Annotated in this window: 20 protein-coding genes, 1 tRNA gene and 2 pseudogenes; 13 read left to right on the forward strand and 10 right to left on the reverse strand. The window is 61.5% G+C overall.

What is annotated here, in order from left to right:
* Position 1: 1 nt before the first annotated feature.
* Together T8A63_RS02300 and T8A63_RS02305 are read right to left on the reverse strand one after the other, a co-directional pair.
* Positions 2-718, reverse strand: coding sequence for a response regulator transcription factor (locus tag T8A63_RS02300; protein WP_322344887.1), 717 nt, complete (start codon positions 716-718; stop codon positions 2-4).
* A pseudogene (locus T8A63_RS02305) lies at positions 715-2,615 on the reverse strand (PAS-domain containing protein). Before T8A63_RS02305 ends, T8A63_RS02300 begins: the two are co-directional and overlap by 4 nt.
* Positions 2,616-2,708: 93 nt before the next feature.
* On the opposite strand from T8A63_RS02305, the gene T8A63_RS02310 reads away from it, so the two are divergent.
* From T8A63_RS02310 to T8A63_RS02350, 9 genes and pseudogenes are all read left to right on the forward strand, one after another.
* Positions 2,709-3,152, forward strand: coding sequence for a c-type cytochrome (locus tag T8A63_RS02310; RefSeq protein WP_416153228.1), 444 nt, complete (start codon positions 2,709-2,711; stop codon positions 3,150-3,152).
* A 198-nt stretch (positions 3,153-3,350) separates the two neighbouring features.
* The gene (locus tag T8A63_RS02315) at positions 3,351-5,282 is read left to right on the forward strand and encodes an AMP-binding protein (RefSeq protein ID WP_300054416.1); all 1,932 of its coding nucleotides are present in this window, start codon (positions 3,351-3,353) and stop codon (positions 5,280-5,282) included.
* 50 nt (positions 5,283-5,332) lie between these two features.
* The gene (locus T8A63_RS02320) at positions 5,333-6,151 is read left to right on the forward strand and encodes an ABC transporter ATP-binding protein (RefSeq protein ID WP_120352129.1); all 819 of its coding nucleotides are present in this window, start codon (positions 5,333-5,335) and stop codon (positions 6,149-6,151) included.
* Positions 6,152-6,207: 56 nt separating this feature from the next.
* Positions 6,208-7,197 (forward strand): annotated as a pseudogene (locus T8A63_RS02325) (branched-chain amino acid ABC transporter permease).
* Between the two features lie 63 nt (positions 7,198-7,260).
* Positions 7,261-8,337: a branched-chain amino acid ABC transporter permease gene (locus T8A63_RS02330; protein ID WP_120350062.1), complete on the forward strand. Its 1,077-nt coding sequence runs from the start codon at positions 7,261-7,263 to the stop codon at positions 8,335-8,337.
* Positions 8,338-8,419: 82 nt separating this feature from the next.
* Positions 8,420-9,700, forward strand: a complete 1,281-nt coding sequence (locus T8A63_RS02335) for an ABC transporter substrate-binding protein (protein WP_067630058.1) — start codon at positions 8,420-8,422, stop codon at positions 9,698-9,700.
* A 67-nt stretch (positions 9,701-9,767) separates the two neighbouring features.
* Complete coding sequence (locus T8A63_RS02340; RefSeq protein ID WP_067630052.1) at positions 9,768-10,604, forward strand: ABC transporter ATP-binding protein; 837 nt, start codon at positions 9,768-9,770, stop codon at positions 10,602-10,604.
* A 90-nt stretch (positions 10,605-10,694) separates the two neighbouring features.
* Entirely contained in the window at positions 10,695-11,921 is a 1,227-nt protein-coding gene (locus T8A63_RS02345) for a phenylacetate--CoA ligase family protein (RefSeq protein WP_322344888.1), read from the forward strand.
* Between the two features lie 54 nt (positions 11,922-11,975).
* Positions 11,976-13,646 (forward strand): iron ABC transporter permease, encoded by a 1,671-nt coding sequence (locus T8A63_RS02350; RefSeq protein WP_322344889.1) that lies wholly within the window; start codon positions 11,976-11,978, stop codon positions 13,644-13,646.
* Positions 13,647-13,936: 290 nt separating this feature from the next.
* Here the strand turns inward: T8A63_RS02350 and T8A63_RS02355 are convergent, their stop codons facing one another.
* The 4 genes from T8A63_RS02355 to T8A63_RS02370 all read right to left on the reverse strand — a co-directional run bounded on the left by T8A63_RS02355 (position 13,937) and on the right by T8A63_RS02370 (position 16,360).
* Entirely contained in the window at positions 13,937-14,953 is a 1,017-nt protein-coding gene (locus T8A63_RS02355; RefSeq protein WP_322344890.1) for a Fe(3+) ABC transporter substrate-binding protein, read from the reverse strand.
* A gap of 129 nt (positions 14,954-15,082) precedes the next feature.
* Positions 15,083-15,958: a glutathione-dependent disulfide-bond oxidoreductase gene (yghU, locus tag T8A63_RS02360; protein ID WP_322344891.1), complete on the reverse strand. Its 876-nt coding sequence runs from the start codon at positions 15,956-15,958 to the stop codon at positions 15,083-15,085.
* 126 nt (positions 15,959-16,084) lie between these two features.
* A complete protein-coding gene (gene ykgO, locus T8A63_RS02365) occupies positions 16,085-16,210 on the reverse strand; it encodes a type B 50S ribosomal protein L36 (RefSeq protein WP_005850168.1) in 126 nt (41 codons plus the stop codon).
* A gap of 75 nt (positions 16,211-16,285) precedes the next feature.
* Positions 16,286-16,360 (reverse strand) — tRNA-Val (locus tag T8A63_RS02370).
* Between the two features lie 145 nt (positions 16,361-16,505).
* Between T8A63_RS02370 and T8A63_RS02375 the strand changes: the two genes are divergently transcribed.
* Positions 16,506-17,366 (forward strand): N-formylglutamate amidohydrolase, encoded by an 861-nt coding sequence (locus T8A63_RS02375; RefSeq protein ID WP_322344892.1) that lies wholly within the window; start codon positions 16,506-16,508, stop codon positions 17,364-17,366.
* Position 17,367: 1 nt separating this feature from the next.
* Here the strand turns inward: T8A63_RS02375 and T8A63_RS02380 are convergent, their stop codons facing one another.
* A complete protein-coding gene (locus tag T8A63_RS02380; RefSeq protein WP_322344893.1) occupies positions 17,368-18,621 on the reverse strand; it encodes a DNA polymerase IV in 1,254 nt (417 codons plus the stop codon).
* A 60-nt stretch (positions 18,622-18,681) separates the two neighbouring features.
* Between T8A63_RS02380 and T8A63_RS02385 the strand changes: the two genes are divergently transcribed.
* The gene (locus T8A63_RS02385; protein ID WP_322344894.1) at positions 18,682-19,116 is read left to right on the forward strand and encodes an NUDIX hydrolase; all 435 of its coding nucleotides are present in this window, start codon (positions 18,682-18,684) and stop codon (positions 19,114-19,116) included.
* 182 nt (positions 19,117-19,298) lie between these two features.
* Here the strand turns inward: T8A63_RS02385 and pyrF are convergent, their stop codons facing one another.
* Both pyrF and T8A63_RS02395 read right to left on the reverse strand, forming a co-directional pair.
* Entirely contained in the window at positions 19,299-20,000 is a 702-nt protein-coding gene (gene pyrF, locus T8A63_RS02390; protein WP_322344895.1) for an orotidine-5'-phosphate decarboxylase, read from the reverse strand.
* A 245-nt stretch (positions 20,001-20,245) separates the two neighbouring features.
* On the reverse strand, positions 20,246-20,560 hold the full coding sequence (locus tag T8A63_RS02395; RefSeq protein WP_067942287.1) for an orotidine 5-phosphate decarboxylase: 315 nt from the start codon (positions 20,558-20,560) through the stop codon (positions 20,246-20,248).
* Between the two features lie 355 nt (positions 20,561-20,915).
* On the opposite strand from T8A63_RS02395, the gene clpB reads away from it, so the two are divergent.
* A complete protein-coding gene (clpB, locus tag T8A63_RS02400) occupies positions 20,916-23,531 on the forward strand; it encodes an ATP-dependent chaperone ClpB (RefSeq protein WP_322344896.1) in 2,616 nt (871 codons plus the stop codon).
* A 74-nt stretch (positions 23,532-23,605) separates the two neighbouring features.
* Here the strand turns inward: clpB and T8A63_RS02405 are convergent, their stop codons facing one another.
* Complete coding sequence (locus T8A63_RS02405) at positions 23,606-24,040, reverse strand: DUF302 domain-containing protein (protein WP_322344897.1); 435 nt, start codon at positions 24,038-24,040, stop codon at positions 23,606-23,608.
* Positions 24,041-24,162: 122 nt separating this feature from the next.
* Between T8A63_RS02405 and msrP the strand changes: the two genes are divergently transcribed.
* Positions 24,163-25,068, forward strand: a complete 906-nt coding sequence (msrP, locus tag T8A63_RS02410; protein ID WP_322344898.1) for a protein-methionine-sulfoxide reductase catalytic subunit MsrP — start codon at positions 24,163-24,165, stop codon at positions 25,066-25,068.
* The last annotated feature ends 41 nt before the right edge of the window (positions 25,069-25,109 follow it).

Below are 25,109 nucleotides of genomic sequence, written 5' to 3' on the forward strand. Positions count from 1 at the left end.
GTCAGTCCCAATCCACATCGCCAAGGAAGATATAGCCCGCGCCATAGATCGTCTTGATCAATTGCGGGTTTTTCGGGTCTTCGCCAAGTTTCGTGCGCAACCGCGAGATGCGCACGTCCATCGCCCGGTCAAAGCTCTCCGAGGCGACGCCACCAAGGCTTTCTTGCATCTGCGCGCGGCTGATCAGGCGTTTCGGTGCGTCTAGGAACAGGCGCAGCACCTCGCCTTCGGCGTGGGAAAATGTCACCTCGGTGCCTGTCGCATCCTGCAAGACATAGCGGTCGAAATGCGCAGTCCAGCCGTTGAACCGCGCGGTGGTGCCAGCCTGCGGGGTGGGCTTGGCGCTGCGCAGGCGCGCGCGGATGCGGGCGACCACTTCCGCCGGGTCGAAAGGTTTGATGATGTAATCATCGGCCCCCAACTCCAGCCCGGTCACCCGGTCTTGCACCTGCGCGCGGCCCGAGATGATGATAACGATCGCGCCTTGCTCCAGCGCCAGCCGGTGGACCAGCGTCAGCCCGTCGGTGTCGGGCAGGCTGAGATCGACAAGGCAGACATCGGGCGTATGGTTGGCCAAGGCGGCCTCAAAAGCCCGCGCGCGACCAAAGCTCAGCGTGTCGAAGCCCGCTTCTTCAAGCGTATCTGACAGCATGCTGCGGATTTCAGGCTCGTCATCCAGAATGGTGACCAGCGGGCGCGGGGCGGTATCACGGCTCATGGGGCGGTGGCTTTCAATGGGGCAATCAACGCTTGCAGATCGTCTTTTTCAAAGGGTTTGCGCAGCACCGGCGCGAGGGTTTGCGCCTCGGCAAACAGCGGGTGATCGGCGGGCAGAGAGGTCATCAGCAACAGTGGCAGGCTGCTGCCGACACGGCGGGCAAGGTCGATGCCGGTGCCTTCGCCGGTGAGTTGGATGTCGGAGAGGACAAGGGTGATGTCGGGCAGATCAGCGATCAGGGCGGTGGCCTCATCGGCGCTGGTGGCCTCGATCACCGAATGGCCCTGATCCATCAACATGTCGCGCACCACAGCGCGGATATCACTCGTGTCTTCGACCAGCAGCACCAGTCCTGTCGTGGCGGGCACGGTGGCGCGGTAGGGCAGGCGCAGGCTGATCTGCGCGCCGCCCTCGGGGGCATTGCTCAGCCGCAGATCGCCGCCTGCGGATTTGGTCATGTCGTAGACCATCGACAGGCCCAGCCCCGACCCCTCGCTGCCCTTTGTGGTGAAAAAGGGCTCGACCCCACGCTCCAGCGCAGAGGGCGAGAAGCCCGGCCCGGTATCGTGGATCACCCATTCGGTCCATGTGTCATGCACCAGCCGTTGGGTCAGCGTGATCGTGCCCTGCGCGCCGCAGGCATCGCGGGCGTTGAGGATGAGGTTCAAAAGCGCGTCCTGCACCCGCCCTTTATCGAGCAGGACAGCCCCCTCCGGCGCGTCATTGCGCACCACCAGCGCGCATTTCGGCGGCAGAGTGGGGGCGGCGAGGGTCGAAAGCTCGTTCAGCAGGTCGGCGAGATCGGTGGCCGCGGGGCGCAGGGCGCGGGGTTCGGTCACATCGGCGATGGAACTCAGCAGCGTGCCACCCCGCCGCGCGGCGGCCAAGGTCCCTTCGACCAATTCGCCCGCTTGGCGCGGCATGTTGGGCAGGCGGGCGAGTTTCGACTGCATCCCCAGAATGATCGTCAAAAGGTTTGAGAAATCATGCGCCAGCCCAGAGATCATCCGTGAGGCGAGCTCGCGTTTCAGTGTCTGTTGCAGGGCGACGCGGGTCTGGGTTTCTTCGGTGATGTCCATCGACAGGATATAGACCCCGCCGCGCCCATCGGGGGTGAAGGCACCGCGTATCCGGCGGGCAGAGGCGTCATGAGTGAACTCGATCACCGCCGGGCTGCCCGCATAGGCTTGGGTCAGCGCCGGTTTGATCCGCGCATAGGCCGAGGCCCCAAGCGCGTCGCTGATGTGCAGTCCGTAGATATTGCTGGGCCGTCCCGGCATGACACTGCTCAGACGGCGGTTGGAATAGATATAGCGGCCATTCTCGTCGACATGGGCGATATGGGCGGGCATCATCTCGGTCGTCAGGCGGGTGCGGGCTTCGCTTTCGGTGACCTGCCGTTTGGCTTCTTCCAGCGCCGTGATCGTCGCTTCGAGTTTGCGGTTGCTGGCGGCGAGTTGTTCGGCATGGGAGAGCAGTTGATCGCTCAGCGCATCGGACCGCGCGCGCAACAGCGCCTCTTGCCGTTTGGTGTTGGTGATGTCGGTATAGACGGTGACCCAGCCGCCCTGCGGCAGCGGAGAACCTTCGACGCTGATGGTGCGCCCGTTCGCGCGGGTGCGTTCCATGTAATGCGGCACAAAAGCCTGCGCCTGTTCGACACGCTCGGCCACGAAGGCATCGACATCCGTGACCTCGCCATATTCGCCGGTTCCGGCAAGATGGCGGATCGTATCCTCAAACGGCGCGCCGGGAGTGACCAGTTCATCGGGCAGGTCGAACATGGATTGAAACGGCCCGTTGCAGACCGCAAGGCGCAGGTCGCTGTCATAGCCTGAGCGATCAGGTTCAGACCGGCTTGGGTCAGGGCTTTGGTTTGGTCATCGGTGATCTGCATTGGCATCCGTCGACGGTAGGGCCAGCGCCGCGCAGAGGAAAGGCCAAATGGCGCTTGACCTTCTTGCGCTGGAGGCCCGGAGAAGCGCGGCAAATGAAACCCGAAAGGCAGGGCATGGACAAGAACTTTGGAATGGTGGCGGTGGCTGCGGTGGTCGCGATTGGCGGATATATGTGGTGGCGTGCCGAAGAGGCCCCGGCCCCCACAGCAAGCGGCGCGGCGATGGCAGCCGTTACCCTGCCGGACAGCCTGAGCGAGCAGGCGCAGATCGGCGCACGTGCATTTGAAGCGAAATGCTCGGCCTGTCACGGGGTTAATGCCGCCGGGCGCGACGGGTCCGGCCCACCGCTGATCCATAAAATTTATGAGCCCAGCCACCATGGCGATGGCGCCTTTCTGGTCGCGGCAACCAATGGCGTACGCCAGCACCACTGGTCTTTCGGCAATATGCCCCCGGTGGAAGGGATCACCCAGGCCGAGGTTAAATCCATCGTGACCTATGTGCGCGAGGTGCAGCGTGCCAACGGCATCGACTAGCCGCGAAGGGTGCTAAATCGCGCTGTAACAATTCGTTAGGATTCGGAAAAGATCAGGAAAAAGTTGACCTCCACACCTAAGACAACGTCACTTGTGAGATCATAGAATCGCACAAGCGATCGAACCCGCCGGGGAGGGCGGGCATGGGAGGAAGACAATTTGGCCAAGCCGCTGACGCGTGCCGACGGACCTCAGTCCGTGCCGGCGCTGTTGCATCGCAACGCAAGTGAATTCGCAAACGCCCCCGCTTACCGGGAGAAGGAATACGGGATCTGGCAAAGCTGGACCTGGTCGCAAACCCGCGACGAGGTTGAGGCGCTGGCGCTCGGATTTTTGGAGCTGGGACTGGATGAGGGCGATTTCGTCGCTGTTATCGGGCGCAACCGACCATACCTCTATTGGGCGATGATGGCGGCGCAGATGGCTGGCGCCATCCCCGTCCCGCTTTACCAAGACGCCAACGCCGAAGAGATGGCCTATGTCATGGGCCACTGCGGCGCGCGCATCGCCGTGGTGGGCGATCAGGAGCAGGTCGACAAGATCATCGAAGTGCAGGCGCAGCTGCCTGACTTTGAGCGGATGGTCTATCTCGACCCGCGGGGCCTGCGGAAATATGACCACTCCAAGCTTGACCAATACAGCGCAGTGCAGGAATTGGGCCGCGCCAATCGCGAAAAGCACATCGCCGAGTTGGAGGCGCGTCAGGCCAAGCTGAATTACGACTCGACCGGTGTGATGCTTTACACCTCGGGCACCACAGGCAAGCCCAAGGGCGTGGTGCTGAGCAACCGCAACGTGATTGAAACGGCGAAATCTTCGTCAGAGTTCGACAATCTGCGTCGCACGGACGAGATCCTCGCCTATCTGCCGATGGCATGGGTTGGGGATTTCATCTTCTCCGTGGGCCAAGCGCTCTGGACCGGGTTCTGCACCAACTGCCCTGAAAGCGCCGACACCATGCATGTCGATCTGCGCGAGATCGGGCCGACCTATTACTTCGCTCCGCCGCGCGTGTTCGAGACGCAGCTGACCAGCGTTATGATCCGTATGGAAGACGCGAGCCGCTTCAAGAAATGGCTGTTCGATACCTTCATGGCCCATGCCCGCAAGGTTGGGCCTGCGATTTTGGACGGCAAGAAGGTCTCGTTCATGGACCGTGCGAAATATGCGCTTGGTGAGCTGATGATCTATGGCCCGCTGAAAAACACGCTCGGGTTCAGCCGCGTGCGTGTTGGCTATACGGCAGGCGAGGCGATTGGGCCTGAGATTTTTGATTTCTACCGCTCGCTCGGCATCAACCTCAAACAACTCTACGGCCAGACCGAGGCGACGGTGTTCATCACCGCGCAGCCCGATGGCGAGGTGCGCAGTGATACCGTGGGTGTGACCTGCCCCGGCGTTGAGTTGAAAATCGCCGACAATGGCGAGGTCTTCTACCGCTCGCCGGGTGTTTTTGTGGAATACTACAAGAACCCCGAAAGCACCGCAGACACCAAAGATGCCGAGGGCTGGGTCGCCACGGGCGATGCGGGCTTTATCGAAGAAGGCTCGGGCCACCTGCGCATCATCGACCGCGCCAAGGACGTGGGCCAGATGGCCGATGGGCGCCTCTTTGCGCCGAAATATGTGGAGAACAAGCTCAAGTTCTTCCCCAACATCCTTGAGACTGTGGTTTTTGGCAACCAGCGCAGCGAATGCACCGCTTTCATCAACATCGACCTCACGGCGGTGGGCAACTGGGCCGAGCGCAACAACATCGGCTATGCCTCTTACCAAGAACTCGCGCGGCATCCGCAGGTGATGGACACGATCCAAAGCCATGTGGAGGAGGTGAACCGCTCGGTCGCCGAGGATGAGATGCTTTCGGGATGTCAGGTGCACCGTTTTGTCGTGCTGCACAAAGAGTTGGACGCCGACGATGGTGAATTGACCCGCACCCGCAAAGTGCGCCGCAAGATCATCGAAGAGAAATACGCCGATATCATCACCGCACTTTATGACGGCTCCAAACAGGTCAGTACCGAGACGGAAGTGACCTATGAGGACGGCCGCAAAGGCTCGATCAAGGCGACGCTCGAGATTCGCGACGCCGCGGTGCAGCCGACCAGCCACAAGATGGCAGCAGAATGAGCGCGGCCGGGGCCAGCGCCGGGCAGGCGGGAACTATGGAAAGGGACAGCGTGAAAGATCAGGCTGACAGCTATGTCACCGACGACGGCCGCACAATCGGCCCCACGGTGATGGAGATGAAAAACATCACCCTGCGTTTCGGCGGTGTGGAAGCGATCAAGGACATCTCGTTTGACATCCGCGAGGGCGAAATCCGCGCGATCATTGGGCCGAACGGGGCGGGCAAGTCCTCGATGCTCAATGTGATCAGTGGCTTCTACGTCCCGCAGGAGGGTGAGGTTTGGTACAAAGGCGCGCAGCGTCCGCCGATGAAACCCTACCAGGTGGCGCAGCAGGGCATCGCACGGACCTTTCAGAACATCGCGCTGTTTGAGGGCATGTCAGTGCTCGACAACGTGATGACGGGCCGTCTGACCCAGATGAAATCGGGGCTGCTGGCGCAGTCCCTGTGGAAGGGAAAAGCCGAGCGCGAAGAAGTGGAGAACCGCGAGATCGCCGAGAAGGTCATCGACTTTCTGGAGATTCAGGCGATCCGTAAAACCCCGGTCGCGCGTCTGCCTTACGGTCTGAAAAAGCGCGTTGAACTGGCCCGCGCCTTGGCGGCTGAGCCAACGATCCTGCTGCTGGATGAGCCGATGGCTGGCATGAACGTCGAAGAGAAAGAGGACATGTCCCGCTTTATCCTCGATGTGAACGACGAATTCGGCACCACCATCGCGCTGATTGAGCATGACATGGGCGTGGTCATGGACCTTAGCGACCGCGTCGTGGTGATGGACTACGGTCGCAAGATCGGTGACGGCTCGCCCCATGACGTGCGCAACAATCAAGAGGTGATCGACGCCTATCTGGGGGTGGCACATGAGTGATCTTTGCACGACCACCCGCAACGACACAGCCGTTCTGACTTTGGGGAGGGCCAATGATGCCTGAGCAACTGGCGTTTACAATTGAGGTTTTTCTCAACGGGCTGATGGCCGGGGTGCTTTATGCGCTCGTCGCGCTTGGCTTCGTGCTGATCTACAAGGCTTCGGGTATTTTCAATTATGCCCAAGGTGTTATGGCGCTTTTTGCCGCGCTGACACTGGTCGGGATCATGGACGGGCAGGTGCCCTTTAGCCATCTGATCAACGCGATCTTGGGCACCGAAGTGCATCACTTTGGTTGGCATGTGCCTGCCTTCCTTGCCATTGTGTTAACGATGATCGTGATGATCGTGCTGGCCTATTGCGTGCAGCGTTTCGTGTTCCGCTACCTTGTGGGGCAAGAGCCGATCATTCTGTTCATGGCGACCATCGGCCTGGCCTATTTCCTCGAAGGCGTGGGTGACCTGATGTGGGGATCCGAGATCAAGACGCTCGATGTCGGTCTGCCGCAGGGCATCAACGTCTGGATCGACGAATTCACCTTTGAGGCCACCGGCTACGGCTTCTTTATCGACAACCTCGATATCGTGGCCTCCATCGTCGCGGCGATCCTTGTGATCGGGCTGGTGATGTTCGCACAATACACCAAACAGGGCCGCGCCATGCGCGCTGTGGCGGACGACCATTAGGCCGCGTTGTCGGTGGGGGTTTCGCTCAACTTCATCTGGATCTTGGTCTGGTCGCTGGCGGGTTTTGTGGCGCTGGTGGCGGGCATCATGTGGGGCGCCAAGTCGGGCGTGCAGTTCTCGCTGTCGCTGATCGCGCTCAAGGCGCTGCCGGTGCTGATGCTGGGCGGCTTCACCTCGATCCCCGGCGCGATTGTCGGCGGGCTGATCATCGGTGTGGGTGAGAAGCTGTTCGAGTTCCTGATCGGTGCCCCCTTCCTTGGCGGCGCGACCGAGAACTGGTTCGCCTATATGCTGGCGCTCGTCTTCCTCGTCTTCCGCCCGCAGGGCCTGTTTGGGGAGAAGATCATTGAACGGGTTTGATACAGGCATGATGCGCCACTGTGCATCCAACGACACAATGATCGCAGAAGGGAAATCAGTCTAATGTTCTATCGTGAAGCAGGCGATTTCAGCACGACTTACGCCGAAGACCAACAGACCTTTCCGATCAAATTCGACCGCTACCGTTACTATGTGGTGCTGTTCGTCGCGATCTTCGTCATTCCCTTCATGGTCAATGACTACTGGGTAAACTCGCTGTTCCTGCCCTTCTTGATCTACGCCATCGCGGCGATCGGGCTGAACATCCTTGTCGGCTATTGCGGGCAGGTGAGCCTTGGCACCGGGGGCTTCATGGCGGTGGGCGCTTACGCCTCCTACAAACTGATGACGGCGATGCCAGATGTGAGCATGTTCATCCATATCCTGCTCGCCGGGTTGATCACCGCCGCCGTTGGGGCGCTCTTCGGCCTGCCAAGCCTGCGGATTAAGGGGTTCTACCTTGCCGTGGCGACACTTGCGGCGCAGTTCTTCCTTGTGTGGCTGTTTAACCGGGTGCCGTGGTTCTACAACTACTCGGCCTCCGGCCAGATCAGCGCACCTGAGCGGGACACTTTTGGCATCCTGATCACCGGACCGAGCGCCGAAGCCTGGGCCACCTATATGTTCTGCCTGATCTTCACGGTCTTTTCGGCACTGGTGGCGCGCAACCTGACGCGCGGCTCGGTGGGACGTAAATGGATGGCGATCCGCGACATGGACATCGCGGCCGAGATCATCGGGGTGAACCCGCTGCGGGCGAAACTGACGGCCTTTGCGGTGAGCTCTTTCTTCATCGGCATCTCCGGCGCGTTGTTCTTTTCGATCTATCTCGGCGCGGTCGAAGTGGGCGAAGCCTTCGGCATCACCAAATCGTTCCTTGTGCTCTTTATGATCATCATCGGAGGATTGGGCAGCATCTTTGGCAGCTTTGCGGGGGCCGCATTCCTTGTGCTGCTGCCGGTGCTTCTGAAGATCGTCGGCGTCGACTGGCTGGGCTGGCCCACGGATATCGTGGCGCATTTGCAGCTGGTGATTGTCGGCGGGCTGATCGTGATCTTCCTGATCGCAGAGCCGCACGGGCTGGCGCAGCTGTGGCGCGTGGCCAAGGAAAAACTGAGATTGTGGCCCTTCCCGCACTAAGGGACGGCCATGAAAAGCGAGGCCGGAGGGAGGAAACCCGGCCCAAACACCCAAGTCGGACAATCCAAGGGAGGAAACACCGATGAAATATAAACTGGGAACACTGGCCGTAGCTGGCCTGATGGCCGCAAGCCCCGTGATGGCGGACCTTGTCTTTCCATCGCTGAGCTATCGTACCGGGCCCTACGCGGCGGGCGGCATCCCCTTCGCCGACGGTTACGCCGATTACTTCACGTTGCTGAACGAGCGTGACGGCGGCATCGGTGGCGAAACCATCCGTGTGCCAGAGTGCGAGACCGCCTATAACACCGAAAAAGGCGTTGAGTGCTACGAGTCGACCAAGGGCGAAGGCGCGCTGGTGTATCAGCCGCTCTCGACCGGCATCACCTACCAGCTGATCCCCAAAGTCACCGCAGACGACATCCCGATGCTGACATCGGGTCTGGGCCGTACCTCGGCCAAGAACGGCAACACTTTCAGCCACGTCTTTAACTTCCCTGCGAACTACTGGGATGGCGCGTCTGTTGCGATCAAGCACATCATGGAGCAGGAAGGCGGCAGCCTTGAGGGCAAGAAGATCGCGCTCGTGTACCACAACTCCGCCTATGGCAAGGAGCCGATCCGCACGCTGCAAGAGCTGAGCGAGAAGCATGGTTTCGAGCTGAAAGAAGTGCCCGTCGATCACCCCGGTCAGGAGCAGAAATCGCAGTGGCTGCAAATCCGCCGCGACAAGCCTGACTATGTGATCATGTATGGCTGGGGCGTGATGAACCAAGTTGCGGTTCAAGAAGCCGCCAACATCCGCTTCCCGATGGATAAGTTCATTGGGATCTGGTGGTCCGGTTCGGAAAACGACGTTCTGGCGGCGGGTGCCAAGGCCGATGGCTACAAGGCGCTGACCTTCCACAACGTGGGCTCCGACTATCCGCTTTATGACGATCTGCAGAAGTACGTCGTCGATGCGGGCAAAGCTGCCGGCGCAGGCGATCAGGTTGGTTCGGTGCTTTATAACCGTGGCGTCTATGCCGCCATGCTGGTGTCTGAAGCGGCCCGTACGGCGCAGGAAATCCACGGTGTGAGCGACATCTCCGGCGGCCAGATGCGCGACGGGATGGAGCAGCTTGAGATCACCGAAGAGAAGATGGCGGCGCTTGGCTTGCCGGACTTCGGGCCTGAGTTCTCGGTCTCCTGTGAAAACCACGGTGGTGAGGGCTTTGTCGCCGTGACCCAGTGGGATGCGGAAGCCAAGGAATGGAACCTCGTGTCGGACTTCATGCAGTCGGATCAAGACGTGATCCAGCCGCTGATCGATGCGGATAGCTCGGCCTATGCCGACGAAAACGCCATCGAAGGCAACTGCTAAGATACCGCTCCCGGCTGCCCTTCTGGGTGGCCGGGAACCTACCCAAGCGCCAAGAAAGGTCCTTCCCATGCTGGATGCCGCCAACACCAATGACGTCGCAGTCGACAACCTGCTTGAGGTCAACAATATCGAGGTGATCTACAACCACGTCATCCTCGTGCTGAAGGGCGTCAGCCTGAACGTGCCCAAGGGCGGCATCACCGCGCTGCTGGGCGGCAATGGCGCGGGCAAGACGACGACGCTCAAGGCGATCTCGGGGCTGCTGGCCTCGGAGCGAGGCGAGGTTACCAAAGGCTCTATCAAATACCGCGGCGGTCCGATCCAGCATCAGGATCCTGCCGAGACCGTGAAGAAAGGTGTCGTGCAGGTCATGGAAGGCCGTCACTGTTTTGAGCACCTCACCATCGAAGAAAACCTGCTGACCGGTGCCTATACCCGCACCGATGGCAATGCCGCGATTCAGCAGGATCTTGAGATGGTTTATAACTATTTCCCCCGCCTGAAAGAGCGCCGCCGCTCGCAGGCTGGCTATACCTCGGGCGGCGAGCAGCAGATGTGCGCCATTGGCCGCGCCCTGATGTCCCGGCCTGAGACGATCCTTTTGGACGAGCCATCGATGGGCCTTGCGCCGCAACTGGTTGAGCAGATTTTCGAGATCGTGAAATCGGTGAACGAGCAAGAGGGCGTGACCTTCTTGCTGGCCGAGCAGAACACCAACGTCGCGCTGCGCTTTGCGCATTACGGCTACATCCTCGAATCGGGGCGCGTGGTGATGGACGGTCCCGCCAAGGACCTACGTGAGAACCAAGACGTGAAGGAATTCTACCTCGGCATGTCCGACGAGGGCCGCAAAAGCTTTCGCGACGTGCGCAGCTACCGCCGCCGCAAACGCTGGCTGAGTTAAGCCGGTACCCACCGGACCAGAAAGACCCAAGACAAGACCAGAGCGGGCCTATGCCCTCTCCAGTGATGCCATAGCAGGAAAGTGACAGGGATGCTGACCAAGCCCCATTTCGACGATCTGGAAACCCGCAGCGCCGACCAACGGGCGGCCGATCTGGCGCAGGCGCTGCCGCAGCAGATCGCCCGCGCGCAGGGCTTGCCGGGCTATGGCGAGACGCTCAAAGGGGTGAATGCGACACAGATCACCTCGGCCGCCGCCCTAGCCGACCTCCCGGTGCTGCGCAAATCTGAGCTTGGCAAGGCGCAGGCGGGGCAGCCGCCCTTCGGCGGGTTCACGACCAAGCCGGTGACGGAGTTCAGCCATGTCTTCCAGTCGCCCGGACCGATTTACGAGCCCTCCAGCAACGATCCTGACTGGTGGCGGATGGGGCGCTTCCTGCATGCCGCGGGCATCGGCGCGGGCGATGTGGTGCACAACTGCTTTGGCTACCACCTGACCCCTGCCGGCATGATCTTCGAATCCGGGGCGCGCGCGGTCGGGGCGACCGTCTTGCCCGCAGGCACTGGCCAGACCGAGCTACAGGTCACCGCCGCCCGTGATGTGGGCTCAACCGCCTATGCGGGCACGCCGGATTACCTCAAGGTGATCTTGGAAAAGGCCGATGCCATGGGGGTTGAGCTGAAAATCACCAAGGCGGCAGTCGGCGGCGGCGCGCTTTTCCCCAGCCTGCGGGCCTTCTATCAAGAGCGCGGTATCACCTGTTTGCAATCCTATGCCACCGCCGATCTGGGCAATATCGCCTATGAAAGCCCGGCGATGGAGGGGCTGATCGTCGACGAGCAGGTCATCGTCGAGATCGTCACTCCCGGCACCGGAATCCCGGTCGCGCCTGGCGAGGTTGGCGAGGTGGTGGTCACCACGCTGAACCCCGATTACCCGCTCATTCGCTTCGCCACCGGCGACCTTAGTGCCGTTTTGGAGGGCGAAAGCCCCTGTGGGCGGACCAACATGCGGATCAAGGGCTGGATGGGCCGCGCCGATCAGACCACCAAGATCAAGGGCATGTTCGTCCGGCCCGAGCAGGTGGCGGCACTGGTCGCCCAGCACGAGGAGATCCAAAAGGCCCGCGTCATCGCCAGCCGGGAAGGCGAGGCCGATGTGATGACAGTTCAGATCGAAACCGCCGGAGTGGACAAGGACGCTTATGCCCGATCCGTCGCCGATCTACTCAAGCTCAAGGGCCGGGTCGAGCTGGTTGCCCCCGGCAGCCTGCCGCGCGACGGGTTGGTGATCGAAGATACCCGCAGCTACGATTGAGGCGCGGCGTCGCGCCCTCTGGCATTTCCGAGTGAAATCGTCGAAATAGGGCGCATGACGCTGAACACCGCCTCCTCTGAGACGCCTCATCTGCGCCGCGCCCGCGACGGGCTGCGCGCGCTGTCGGCTGTCGCCCTGACCGTCGCCACCCTCTGTGCGCTGCCGATGCTGGCGGTGCTGATCGCCGCGCTGAGCGGCGGGACGGAGACGGTGCAACACCTGATCGACACGGTGCTGGGCCGCTACACGGTGACGACGCTGCTGCTGGTGTTGCTGGTATCTCTTGGCACCTTTGCCATCGGTGTGGGGGCGGCTTGGCTGGTGACGATGACACGTTTCCCCGGCGCCAAGCTGTTGGAGATTGCACTGGTGCTGCCGCTGGCCTTCCCGGCCTATGTGCTGGCCTACGCCTATACCCATGTGCTCGACCATCCCGGCATTGTGCAGACCATGCTGCGCGACATCACGGGCTGGGGTCCGCGTGACTACTGGTTCCCCGAGATCCGCTCGCTTGGCGGGGCGGCGGCGATGCTGGTGTTGGTGCTTTATCCTTACGTCTACCTCCTGGCCCGCGCCGCATTTCTGCAACAAAGCGGGACGACATTCCTGGCCGCCCGCGCGCTCGGCTCCAGCGCTTGGGCCGCGTTTTTCAAGGTCAGCTTGCCGCTGGCACGTCCTGCCATTGCGGGCGGCGTGTTGCTGGCGGTGATGGAGACCATCGCCGATTTCGGCACCGTGGCCTATTTCGGCGTCCAGACCTTTGCCACCGGCATCTACACCAGCTGGTTTTCCATGTTCGACCGGGCCGCCGCCGCGCAACTGGCGCTTTGCCTGCTGAGTTTCGCGCTGTTGCTGGCGATGCTGGAGCGGGCGCAGCGCGGCAAGGCCAAGTATCACGACCCCGCGCGCCGGACCCAATCCGCACCGCCAGCCGAGTTGAAAGGCTGGCAAGCCGCAGCGGCGATCATACTTTGTGGTGTGCCGGTGCTCTTTGGCGCGGTGCTGCCGGTGGTCATCCTCGTGACCATGGGGCTTGATAGCGAGCAGAGCCTTTTCAGCCCGCGCTACCTCGGTTTCATGCGCAACTCGGTAACGCTTGCTGGGGTCGCGGCTGTGCTGACGGTGCTGGCGGCGATCAGTGTGGGGTTTTACCGGCGGCTGCGCCCGGGCCGGGTCTCGCAGGGGGCGGCTTATGTCGCGCGGTTGGGCTATGCGGTGCCGGGCGGGGTGATCGCCGTGGGGCTGCTGGTGCCCTTCGCGGCCTTCGACAACGCGCTCGACGCTTGGATGCGCGAGACCTTTGATGTTTCCACCGGGCTTTTGATTACCGGTTCAATTTGGCTCTTGGTGCTGGCCTATCTGGTGCGCTTCCTCGCTGCGGCGCTTGGGGCCTATGAGGGCGGGCAGTCGATGGTGCATGCGAATATGGACGCCGCCGCGCGGTCACTGGGGCAGACGCCCTTGGGGACGCTGCGCCGGGTGCATCTGCCGATCCTTGCGCCGAGCCTGCTGACCGCGCTGCTGATCGTCTTTGTCGACGTGATGAAGGAACTGCCTGCGACGCTGATCATGCGGCCTTTCAACTATGACACGCTGGCGGTGCAGGCGTACCGGCTGGCGAGTGATGAACGCTTGAACGGAGCGGCGGTGCCGAGCTTGGTGATCGTGGCGATGGGGCTGCTGCCGGTGATCTTGATCTGTCGGCAGGTGGGGCGTCAGCGGTAAGCCACAAGGGCTAGCGCCTGCTCGTGGGGTGGCGATCCTGACGTGCCTTGGTGCCACTTTAGGGTGCAATCTTGGTGTGTGTTCGCTAGGGCTTGCCCTGCCTCACCAAATCGCCTCCCCGCCGGGACGGGCAGGCGATGGCCCGGCGCCTGCGGCTTGATTCCGGGCCGGGCGCGATGAGGGGGAGGGCGATGCCTGAGGTGCCCCCGGGCGAAGCGTTTGCTGCACGCCGTGCGCATAAATAAAGGCGGGCCCGAAAGCCCGCCTTCTGCACTACTCGCTAGGTTGAATTATTCCCAGCCAACCGAGTTGAAGATCTTCTGCGCGGTGCCGATGTTCTCGGCCACGTCCGACAGGTTCACCTCGTCGGCTTTGAACTCACCCAACTGCTTGACGCTGTCGGCCAGTTCTACGCCTTCCACGGTGGGGAACTCATCGTTGCCCGCCGAGAAATAGACCTGCGCCTGATCAGAGGCGAGATACTCAAGGAATTTCACCGCGTTCTCTTTGTTCGGTGCGTTCTTGGCCACGCCGCCGCCCGAGAGGTTCATATGCGCGCCGTTGCCTTCTTGGTCCGGCCAGATCAGGCCGATCTTGCCGATATCGGCGCTCACGCCGTCGACATCAGTGCGGATCGCGCGCGCGAAGTAATAGCTGTTGGAGACCGCGATGTCGCACTCACCCGAAACGATGCCGCGCAGCTGGTCAGTGTCACCGCCTTGGGGTGCGCGCGCCATGTTGTCGACCACGCCCTGCGCCCATTCGGTCGCGGCTTCTTCGCCCTCATGGGTCACGATGGAGGCCAGCAGGGTCTGGTTGTAGGTGTTGGTCGAAGACCGGATGCAGACCTGACCTTTGTAGGCCGGATCGGCAAGATCCATGTAGGTCGCTGGCGGATTGTCCATCGTCTCTTTGTTGTAGAAGATGATCCGCGCGCGTTGGGACAGACCGAACCACTGGTTGTCGTCGTCCTGCAGGTTGCCGGGGATGCGCTCTTCGAGCGTGTCGCTCTCGACCGCTTGCAGCAGGTCCATGTCTTTGGCGCGCTTGAGGCGGCTGGTGTCCACGGTCAGCAGGACGTCGGCGGGGGAGTTCGCGCCTTCGGCTTCCATACGGGCCAGCAGTTCGTCGGCTTTGCCTTCGATGCGGTTGATGGTGATGCCGGTCGCTTCGGTAAAGTCGGAGTAGAGCCGCTCGTCAGTGTCGTAGTGACGCGACGAGTAGAGATTCAACTCGCCATCGGCCAGCGCAGGAAGGGCCAGCGCCATCAGCGCAGCGGCGGCAGTCGATGTTTTGCAGAAGGTCATATCAGGGTCCTGTTCCATTTGGGATAACTTGACTGAAACAGTAAGAAACAGGTTTTATCCGGCCCTGCAACCAATTCCGATAAATTTGGTCGGAAAGCCCCCGACCGCATCAGGCCGAGGGCTAAGCGGTCAGTCCTTGCTGCCGATCTTGTCTTGGGTCTTGGTGTCGAAATCGCTGGCGTCGTGCCGCTCATGCAGTTGCATCGACAGATCGTCGCCGAAGGCGCGGTTGACCATACGGCCCCGGGTCACGGCAGGGCGTGCGTCAATCGCTTCGGCCCAACGCATGACGTTTTTGTAAGAGGTCACGTCAAGGAACTCAGCCGCCGAGTAGAGCCGCCCGAGCACCAATTGACCATACCAGCTCCAGATCGCCATATCGGCGATGGAGTATTCATCGGCGAAATACTCATGCTCGGCCAAATGCTTGTCCATTACATCAAGCTGACGCTTGGTTTCCATCGCGAAACGGTTGATGGGGTATTCGAACTTCTCTGGGGCGTAGGCGTAGAAATGGCCAAAGCCGCCGCCAAGGTAGGGCGCGCTGCCCATCTGCCAGAAGAGCCACGACAGCGCCTCGGTCCGACGGGTGGGGTCTTGGGGCAGGAAGGCGCCAAACTTCTCAGCGAGACAGAGCAGGATCGCGCCCGATTCGAAAACCCGCTGGGGCGCATCGCCAGAGCGGTCCATCAGCGCGGGAATTTTAGAGTTGGGGTTCACCTCGACAAAGCCCGAACCGAACTGATCGCCCTCGGAAATATCAACCAGCCAAGCGTCGTATTCAGCCGCCTTATGGCCCGCCTCTAGCAGTTCTTCGAACATCACCGTGACTTTGACGCCATTGGGTGTGGCAAGGGAATAAAGTTGGAAGGGATGGTCGCCGACGGGCAGGTCCTTGTCATGGGTCGCACCGGCGATGGGCCGGTTGGTGCTGGCGAATTTGCCGCCGCTTTCTGATTCCCATTTCCAAACCTTTGGCGGCGTATATTCGGGCGTGTCCGACATGATGGTCTTCCTTGTTATTCAAGTCTGCTTTGAAGGTGGGGTTTTGCGCCGGGGTTGCAAGCAGATAGGCGCAACGAAAAAAGCCGCCCCCGAAGGAGCGGCCTTTAAACCGAATAGCTGCGAAGCTCAGCCCTGACGGGCTTTGAACCGGCGCTGCGTCTTGTTGATGACGTAAACGCGGCCTTTGCGACGCACAACACGGCAATCGCGATGCCGATTCTTGAGCGAGCGGAGCGAATTGCGAACCTTCATGGTCGTCTCCTCATGTCGTGGCGCGGGCCAGCGCCTGGGTTGCGGGCAACCTGCCAAAGGCAGGTCGATGAATAATGGTGGGCGATACTGGGATCGAACCAGTGACCCCTTCGATGTCAACGAAGTGCTCTACCGCTGAGCTAATCACCCACTTTTAAGCGTTTCCATACCGGCCCCAAAACTAAATGGGGCGCGAAATTTCGCGCCGTTGGGGTGCTATAAAAGGAGTCGGCGACGGGATCAAGGGCTTTTGGAGCGGAATAAACACGCTATGTTCGACTTAGAAGGAATTATTATGCCGATGACCGCCTACGAAGTACTGCATCCCGACCGAAACCGCTCTTGCGTGGTCTTTGCCTCGCCCCATTCGGGTCGGGATTATGCTGCGTCTTTCCTGCGGCGGTCGGTTTTGGATGAACATGCGATCCGCTCGTCCGAGGATGCATTTGTTGATCTGTTGTTCGATTGCGCGCCGCTGCATGGGGCCACTTTCATCAAAGCAGGTGCGCCGCGGGCCTATATCGACCTCAACCGCGCGCCCGAGGAGTTGGACCCATCGGTCATCGAAGGGATCCCGCGGCAGGGTCATAACCCGCGCGTGGCCTCGGGGCTTGGGGTGATTCCCCGCGTGGTGGCCAATGGTCGGGCGATTTATCGTGGCAAGCTTTCCCAAGAGGAGGCGCAGCTGCGCATCGACAGCTACTGGCGGCCCTATCACGCGAAATTGCAGGAGTTGCTGAGCGGGGCGCATCGCCGTCACGGGCAGGCGGTGCTGGTCGATTGCCACTCCATGCCGCATGAGGCGATGGATGGCGTCGCGCGCGGCGGGATGCGGCGGCCCGATGTCGTGTTGGGCGACCGCTTTGGCGCGGCGGCGGGGGGCGAGGTGGTCGACCGGATCGAAGCCGCCTTTGTCGAGGCGGGGTTCGTGGTGACGCGCAATTCGCCCTTTGCCGGGGCCTATATTACCCAAGCCTATGGCCGTCCCTCGCGCGGGCAGCATGCCGTGCAGGTCGAGATCGACCGGGCGCTCTATATGAACGAGCGGTTGATTCGGCCCAACGGTGCTTTCGAGGCGGTGCAGGCGGCGCTGCAGCGTGTGGTGGCCGAAGTGGCGCAGATCGGGCAGCAGCGGCTTCCCCTCGCTGCGGAGTAGGTCAGCGCAGGGCGCGGCCTTTCACGATTGCTTTCTCGCCGAAGCGGCTGCGGATGCTGTCGGCTGCGCGTTCGGCGCGGCTGCGCTGTGCGGCTCCGGGATCAAGTAGATCGCCGGCCATATCCGCCCCCTCTGCGCCCGAGAGATCCGATAGCCCCACGCCGATCAGCCGATAGGCGCTATTGTGGTCGACCTGATCGAACAGGGCGCGGGCGGTGCGATAAATGCGGTCGGCCAGTTGCGTCGGATCGTGCAGCGACAGGCGGCGTGATAGCAAAGAGTGATCGGCGCGTTTCAGTTTAAGCGTCACCACCCGGCCTGCCATCTCTTTCGCCTTGGCGCGGTCCGCCACCTTTTCCGCCAAACGCCAGATATGGCCGTCCAGAATCTCCGCATCGCCCGTATCGTCAGAGAATGTCGTCTCGTTGCTGATCGACTTCACCGGACGGTGCCGCGACACGCGCCGTTTGTCTTGGCCGCGCGCGAGATGCCAGAGCCGGTCGCCCATGCTGCCAAAGCGGGCGATGAGATCGGTCTGGTCCCACCGCAACAGATCGGAAAAACTGCGGATGCCGGCCTTTTCCAGCGCGGTCTGCGTGGCGGCCCCGACGCCCCAGATCATGCCCACCGGTTTGTCGCGCAAAAACGCCGCCGTTTCGCCCGCGCCGATGACAGAGAACCCATGCGGCTTGTCGAGGTCCGAGGCGACCTTGGCCAGAAACTTGTTATGGCTCAGCCCGATAGAACCTGTCAGCCCCAGTTCTACCTTCATCCGCCGCACCAGCCGTGCCAGCATCACCGCCGGGGGCTGGCCGTGCAGCCGCGCGGTGCCGGTCATATCGAGAAATGCTTCGTCCAGCGACAAGGGCTCAATCGCGGGGGTCATCTCTTCCATCATCGCGCGAATCGCGCGGGAGGCTTCGACATAGACCTCCATGCGTGGCTTGATGATCACCGCCTCGGGGCACAGCTTGAGCGCCTGAAACATCGGCATGGCCGAGCGCACGCCGCGGATCCGCGCGACATAGCAGGCGGTCGACACGACCCCGCGCCGCCCGCCGCCGATGATGACGGGTTTGCCAGCCAGTTCGGGATTGTCGCGTTTTTCCACCGAGGCATAGAAGGCATCGCAATCCATATGGGCGATTGACAGGTCGAAGAGTTCCGGGTGGGACAGCACACGCGGGCTGCCACAGCGCGGACAGCGCCGCGCCGGAGCGATTTCAGAAAGACAGTCGCGACAGAGGGTAGCCATGAGTACACCGGGAGGGCAGGGTTCGGGCGACGATTCTAACCAGATCGCGAGGGATTTAACATGGGCTTTGATGGCGCAAAGCTGGCGCTTTACCTTGGAGAGAAGCTGGCCGTGATCCTGCGCGACGACACGCCGGGCCTGCCCTTTGCAGATCATTGGGATTTGCCCGGTGGGGGCCGCGAGGGGGAAGAGACCCCGCTGGCCTGCGCGCTGCGCGAATGCCGCGAAGAGTTGGGGATCGTGGTGCCCGAAGACGCGGTGATCTGGCAAGGCAGCTTTGATGAGGCGGGGCGGATCAAATGGTTCTTCGTTGCACGCTTGCCCGCCGAGGCAGAGGCCCAGGTCGTCTTTGGCGACGAGGGGCAGCGCTGGCGTTTGATGACGCAGGATGAGTTTCTGACCCATCCCCGCGCGGTGCCCGCATTTCAGGACCGCTTGCGGGTCTATCTGGCGCAAAGCGCGACAGAAAAACAGCAACACGAAAGGGGGAAATAAAGGCCCCCCGCCTGCGTGAGCGGGGGGAGGTGACGAACATCAGGAAGAACCAGTTCGTCGGGGAGTATCACCTGAGTTCAACATAACATGTTACGCGGTTTTCGCCTAGCATTGATGGCCGCCCCCGCGGCGCATCCCGGCGCGCTGTGGTCGATTTGCTACAGGGCGGAGGGAGGCACTTGTTAACGTTCAGAAATTTCCTGAAGAACGGCGCGGGCAGCGGCAGCGGGGTCTTCGGCCTGCCAGATCGGGCGGCCCACCACGATGTGATCGGCGCCATCCGCGATGGCCTGACCGGGGGTGGCGACCCGTTTCTGATCGCCCAATGCGGCACCTTGGGGGCGCACGCCCGGCGTGACGATAAGCTTGCCGTTCGCTTCGGGGAGGGCGCGGATCGCGGCGGCCTCTTGAGGGGAGGCGATGACGCCATCCGCGCCTGCGTCCAACGCGCGGCCCGCACGGGTCAGCACCAGATCGCCCAGATCGCCCGGTTGGATCAGCGCGGCGTCAAGGTCGGCGCGGTCAAGCGAGGTGAGGATCGTGACGGCGAGGATCTTCATGTCGGTGCCGGCGGCCCCTTGCTTGGCCGCCGCCACCACATGCGGGTCGCCGTGGACGGTCAAGAAATCCAAATCGAACTGGGCCAACCCGCGCACCGCCGCCTCAACGGTGGCACCGATGTCGAAAAGCTTCATATCAAGGAAGATGCGCTTGCCATGTTCCTGTTTCAGTTCATTGGCCAAGGCCAAGGCCAAGCCGCCGCCCGTCAGCATGCCGAGGCCAATTTTGTAAAAGCCCACGGCATCGCCGAGCTTTTCGGCCAGTTCCAGCCCCGCGACCGCATGGGGAACATCAAGGGCGACAATCAGACGGTCATCAGACATGCGAGGGCTCCTGCCAATTTTCAAACGGCTTTGACCTACGCCGCGGCGCGGGGCAAGTCCATCATTCATGCAGCAGGGGCGCAAAAAAGAGGCCCGAACACCGCATTGCGGGGTCCGGGCCAAGTGATCAGAGACTTAGCAGGCAGGCACTGGTCTCTGGTATGCGGAACGCCACATCGGGACAGATGAGGTGGCAGCAGGTCCGCGGGCAGCCGCGCGGCAGGCAGGAGCCGCACGGAAGAGGGTTAGGCTGCGTCGCGGCCGGGGAGGTCCATGACCTCTTCCAACCAACGCAGCGGATCGAAGCTGCGGCGTCCAGCCCGCTGAGCGGGGACGTGGCGCAGGACTTCGGAACTCAAACCACGCTTCTGGGCGTGGCGGCGGAGCGCTTGACGGGACAGGCCGTCAGCGGCATCGCGGTATGACATGGTAATCGGGGCATCGATGGCACAAGCGTAGCGGCGCAGCTGCTCCCCGTCTTGGACGGTCACCAGCGCTTCGAAACACTGAGTGGCCGCATTGTAGGTGACATCTGTCAACTGGATAGGGCGCGTCTGCATCGTTTCACCTCTTGTGTTCTTCTGAACCTTGGCAGGCTTTGTCGTCCTGCTCTCGTCTGCGGAATAAACGCGAGAGGCAGCCAAATGGTTTCATTATGGTTACACTTTCTGTGGATAAAGGTTAACAATGTATTTATATCAATGGCATAGGATGGTATTTTTTGACGCAAAGTTGCCGTATTTTCGCCTTATTGGCTGAATTCTTCCTATTGGCAGCTTCTTTCAGGGCGGTATTTTGCGCCCATACGGTCTTGAACCCGCAGCACCGCTTCCCAAATTGATACCGAGGCTCAGACCGCTGCGTGCCACATATCGGGCGCAGCATTTTGGAGCGCTTGTAGAAAAGGAGAGACCCATGGACTTGAGCAAGTTCACGGAAAGATCGCGCGGCTTTATTCAAGCCGCGCAAACCATTGCGACACGGGAAAGCCATCAGCGGCTGTCCCCTGAACATGTACTCAAAGCATTGCTGGACGACGACCAAGGGCTGGCGCGCAACCTGATCGCGGCCTCGGGCGGCGATGGTGCGCGCGTGATGCAGGCGCTTGACCTCGCACTTGGCAAAATCCCGAAAGTCACCGGCGATGCGGGGCAGGTCTATTTAGACGGCACCACCGCCAAAGTATTGGCTGAGGCCGAAACCATGGCCAAGAAAGCGGGCGATAGTTTCGTTACTGTCGAACGCATTCTGACCGCGCTTTGCATGGTGAAGTCTGGCGCGAAGACGGCGTTGGAAGCGGGCAAAGTAACGGCCCAAGCCCTGAACGCCGCGATCAATGATGTGCGCAAGGGACGCAAGGCCGACAGCGCCACCGCCGAAGACAGCTATGAGGCTTTGGAGAAATACAGCCTCGACCTGACCGCGCGGGCCGAAGAAGGCAAGATCGACCCTATCATTGGCCGGGATGAGGAAATCCGCCGCGCGATGCAGGTGCTGAGCCGCCGGACCAAGAACAACCCGGTGCTGATCGGTGAGCCGGGTGTGGGTAAGACTGCGATTGCCGAAGGCTTGGCGCTGCGGATCGTGCACGGTGACGTGCCTGAATCTCTGCGCAACAAACGCCTGCTCGCGCTCGACATGGGCGCGCTGATCGCCGGGGCGAAATACCGTGGCGAGTTTGAGGAGCGGCTGAAGGCGGTTCTGACCGAGGTGACCGAAGCCGCGGGCGAGGTGATCTTGTTCATCGACGAGATGCACACGCTGGTCGGTGCCGGTAAGGCCGACGGCGCGATGGATGCGTCGAACCTGCTGAAACCTGCACTGGCGCGGGGTGAGTTGCACTGTGTGGGTGCCACCACGCTCGAAGAATACCGCAAATATGTCGAAAAAGACGCAGCACTTGCGCGGCGGTTCCAGCCAGTAATCGTGCAGGAGCCGACGGTGGAGGACACCGTTTCGATCCTGCGTGGCATCAAAGAGAAGTATGAGTTGCACCACGGTGTGCGCATTTCCGACACTGCACTGGTCGCGGCGGCGACGCTGAGCCATCGCTACATCACCGACCGTTTCCTGCCCGACAAGGCGATCGACCTGATGGACGAGGCCGCGAGCCGTCTGCGTATGGAAGTCGACAGCAAGCCCGAAGAGCTGGACGCGCTGGACCGTCAGATCCTGCAACTTCAGATCGAGGCCGAAGCGCTGAAGAAAGAAGACGATACCGCGTCCAAGGATCGGCTGGAGGCTTTGCAGAAAGACCTGAGCGATTTGCAAGACCGCAGCGCCGAGATGACAGCGCAGTGGCAGGCCGAGCGGGACAAGCTGGCCGGGGCGCGTGACATCAAAGAAAAGCTGGACCATGCGCGGGCGGACCTCGACATTGCCAAACGCGAAGGCAACCTCGCGCGCGCGGGCGAGCTATCTTATGGCGTGATCCCGCAATTGGAGCGCGACCTTGAGGCCGCCGAGGGCCGCGAAGACGACATGATGGTCGAAGAGGCCGTGCGCCCGGATCAGATCGCCAGCGTCGTCGAGCGTTGGACCGGTATCCCCGCGGGCAAGATGCTCGAAGGGGAGCGGGACAAGTTGTTGCGGATGGAAGAGCAGTTGCATGATCGGGTGATCGGTCAGAGCGCGGCTGTCAAAGCGGTCGCTAATGCCGTTCGCCGCGCGCGGGCGGGGCTGAATGATGAGAACCGCCCGTTGGGCAGTTTCCTCTTCCTCGGGCCGACTGGCGTGGGCAAGACCGAATTGACCAAGGCCGTGGCCGAGTTTCTCTTTGACGACGACAATGCGATGGTTCGCATCGACATGTCCGAGTTTATGGAGAAACATTCGGTAGCCCGTCTGATCGGTGCCCCTCCGGGCTACGTCGGCTATGACGAGGGCGGTGTGCTGACCGAAGCGGTGCGGCGGCGCCCTTATCAGGTCGTGCTCTTTGACGAGGTCGAAAAGGCGCATCCGGATGTCTTTAACGTGCTGTTGCAGGTGCTCGACGATGGTGTGCTGACCGATGGTCAGGGCCGCACGGTCGACTTCAAGCAGACGCTGATCATCCTGACCTCAAACCTCGGGGCGCAGGCGCTGAGCCAACTGCCCGAGGGGGGTGACATGGCCGGGGCCAAGCGCGACGTGATGGACGCGGTCCGGGCGCATTTCCGGCCTGAGTTCCTGAACCGTCTGGACGAGACGATCATCTTTGACCGTCTGGGCCGTGCGGATATGGACGGGATCGTCGATATCCAGATGGCACGCCTGCTCAAGCGGCTTGCGGGGCGGAAGATCACGCTTGATCTGGATGACGCCGCGCGCAAGTGGTTGGCTGACGAAGGCTATGATCCGGTCTTTGGGGCGCGGCCCCTCAAGCGGGTGATCCAGCGCACCGTGCAGGATCCGCTGGCAGAGATGCTGCTGGCCGGAGACGTGAAAGACGGCGATACCGTCACCGTCCGTGCCGGGGCCGATGGGTTGATCATTGGCGATCAGGTGGCCGCGTCGAACCGGCCCAAACCGGATGATGCCACGGTGCATTAAACGCCCAAGACGTTAAGAAAGGCCGGGGTTTTCCCGGCCTTTTTGCTTGGACTAAGACCCGCGAAAGGCGCCCATTATTCGCCAATCGCTTCCTTCACGATGGTATCTAGCAGGGTTTGCACCTCTTGCATCGCACCCTCGGGGAAGGCGCGGTAGCCGACGGTCACCTCGTCACTCTCGGGCAGTTGCATCACGAAAATGTCGTAGGGGCAAAAGCCGATGTTCATCACATCCGCTTCCATCACCTTGCGCGACAGCGCGGCCGAGCAAAAGCTGAACACCTCCGCCGCCTCAAACAGCACTACGTCAGAGCCGACATCCGCGCGGGTGCGGCCGAGCATCTCACCCACATGGCTGACGTTTTCGGGGATCAGCCCTTGGTTCAAGATCGCATTCTCCACCCCAAAGGTCACATCGCCGAAGCTCTGATCCGTGGTATAGGTGACCATCTCATCCGCCTGCGCGGCGCTGGCTAGCATCAGACCGGCGGCAAAAAGAAAACGGATCATGGCGGCACTCCTTTAATAACGGCGCCTAACATTCCGGTGTGCTGGCTGAAATCCGGACGAAAGGATTTGGTGCCACCCGCGGCGGGCGCTAACTTCTATTGAGTATAGTAGGGAGTGCTGAAATGGCCAATCGCTGGATCAATCGACTGACAGACCGAGACGTGACTGACGAGGCGCAGTACTTTAACCGGCGTCAGATCATGGGAGGCGCGATGGCGGGGCTTGGTCTTGCCAGCTTGGGGCAGGGGGCTATGGCCCAAGAGGAGCTGACCCCGAATGACTATGAGGACATCACCCAATACAACAATTACTACGAATTCGGCACCGGCAAGGGTGACCCCGCGAAATACGCAGGGAGCCTGACGACCAAGCCGTGGACAGTGGCCATCGAAGGGATGGTCGATAAGCCAGGCGATTACGCTTTTGAGGACATCATGAAGGCCATGACCGTCGAAGAGCGCATCTACCGCCTGCGCTGCGTCGAAGCTTGGTCGATGGTGGTGCCGTGGAACGGGTTCGAGTTGGCCGATCTGCTGAATATGGCCGGGGTGCAATCCGGTGCGAAATACGTCGCGTTCGAGACCGCCTACCGGCCTGAGGAAATGCCCGGCGTCCGCTTCCCCGTGCTCGACTGGCCCTATGTCGAAGGGCTGCGTCTGGATGAGGCGATGCATCCGCTGACAATCATGGCCACCGGCATCTATGGTAAAGACATCCCGAACCAGAACGGCGCGCCGCTGCGTTTGGTGGTGCCGTGGAAATATGGCTACAAGTCGATCAAATCCGTCGTGCGGATCACCCTGACAGACAAACAGCCGCCCACCAGCTGGAACAAGGCCGCGCCGCGGGAATACGGCTTCTACAGTAACGTAAACCCCGACGTGAGCCATCCGCGTTGGTCGCAGGCCGATGAGCGCCCCATCGGTGGCGGGCTGTTTGCGCGGCGTCAGCCGACGTTGATGTTCAACGGCTACGAAGAAGAGGTGGCAGGGCTCTACGAGGGCATGGACCTGACCGCGAACTTCTGATGCGCGACACACTATATATGCACAGAGTTTTTGACCGCCTC

This window comes from Sulfitobacter sp. OXR-159, assembly GCF_034377145.1.
Lineage (GTDB): Bacteria > Pseudomonadota > Alphaproteobacteria > Rhodobacterales > Rhodobacteraceae > Sulfitobacter.

Excerpts from the sequence above, each read along its gene's own strand:
- T8A63_RS02395 (WP_067942287.1), bottom strand. The coding sequence starts at position 20,560 with ATGCAGACGCGCCCTATCCAGTTGACAGATGTCACCTACAATGCGGCC.
- T8A63_RS02350 (WP_322344889.1), top strand. The coding sequence starts at position 11,976 with ATGACGCTGAACACCGCCTCCTCTGAGACGCCTCATCTGCGCCGCGCC.
- T8A63_RS02335 (WP_067630058.1), top strand. The coding sequence starts at position 8,420 with ATGAAATATAAACTGGGAACACTGGCCGTAGCTGGCCTGATGGCCGCA.
- T8A63_RS02355 (WP_322344890.1), bottom strand. The coding sequence starts at position 14,953 with ATGACCTTCTGCAAAACATCGACTGCCGCCGCTGCGCTGATGGCGCTG.
- clpB (WP_322344896.1), top strand. The coding sequence starts at position 20,916 with ATGGACTTGAGCAAGTTCACGGAAAGATCGCGCGGCTTTATTCAAGCC.
- T8A63_RS02405 (WP_322344897.1), bottom strand. The coding sequence starts at position 24,040 with ATGATCCGTTTTCTTTTTGCCGCCGGTCTGATGCTAGCCAGCGCCGCG.
- T8A63_RS02385 (WP_322344894.1), top strand. The coding sequence starts at position 18,682 with ATGGGCTTTGATGGCGCAAAGCTGGCGCTTTACCTTGGAGAGAAGCTG.
- T8A63_RS02300 (WP_322344887.1), bottom strand. The coding sequence starts at position 718 with ATGAGCCGTGATACCGCCCCGCGCCCGCTGGTCACCATTCTGGATGAC.
- T8A63_RS02345 (WP_322344888.1), top strand. The coding sequence starts at position 10,695 with ATGCTGACCAAGCCCCATTTCGACGATCTGGAAACCCGCAGCGCCGAC.
- T8A63_RS02330 (WP_120350062.1), top strand. The coding sequence starts at position 7,261 with ATGTTCTATCGTGAAGCAGGCGATTTCAGCACGACTTACGCCGAAGAC.
- yghU (WP_322344891.1), bottom strand. The coding sequence starts at position 15,958 with ATGTCGGACACGCCCGAATATACGCCGCCAAAGGTTTGGAAATGGGAA.
- pyrF (WP_322344895.1), bottom strand. The coding sequence starts at position 20,000 with ATGTCTGATGACCGTCTGATTGTCGCCCTTGATGTTCCCCATGCGGTC.
- T8A63_RS02380 (WP_322344893.1), bottom strand. The coding sequence starts at position 18,621 with ATGGCTACCCTCTGTCGCGACTGTCTTTCTGAAATCGCTCCGGCGCGG.
- msrP (WP_322344898.1), top strand. The coding sequence starts at position 24,163 with ATGGCCAATCGCTGGATCAATCGACTGACAGACCGAGACGTGACTGAC.
- T8A63_RS02375 (WP_322344892.1), top strand. The coding sequence starts at position 16,506 with ATGCCGATGACCGCCTACGAAGTACTGCATCCCGACCGAAACCGCTCT.
- T8A63_RS02310 (WP_416153228.1), top strand. The coding sequence starts at position 2,709 with ATGAAACCCGAAAGGCAGGGCATGGACAAGAACTTTGGAATGGTGGCG.
- T8A63_RS02340 (WP_067630052.1), top strand. The coding sequence starts at position 9,768 with ATGCTGGATGCCGCCAACACCAATGACGTCGCAGTCGACAACCTGCTT.
- ykgO (WP_005850168.1), bottom strand. The coding sequence starts at position 16,210 with ATGAAGGTTCGCAATTCGCTCCGCTCGCTCAAGAATCGGCATCGCGAT.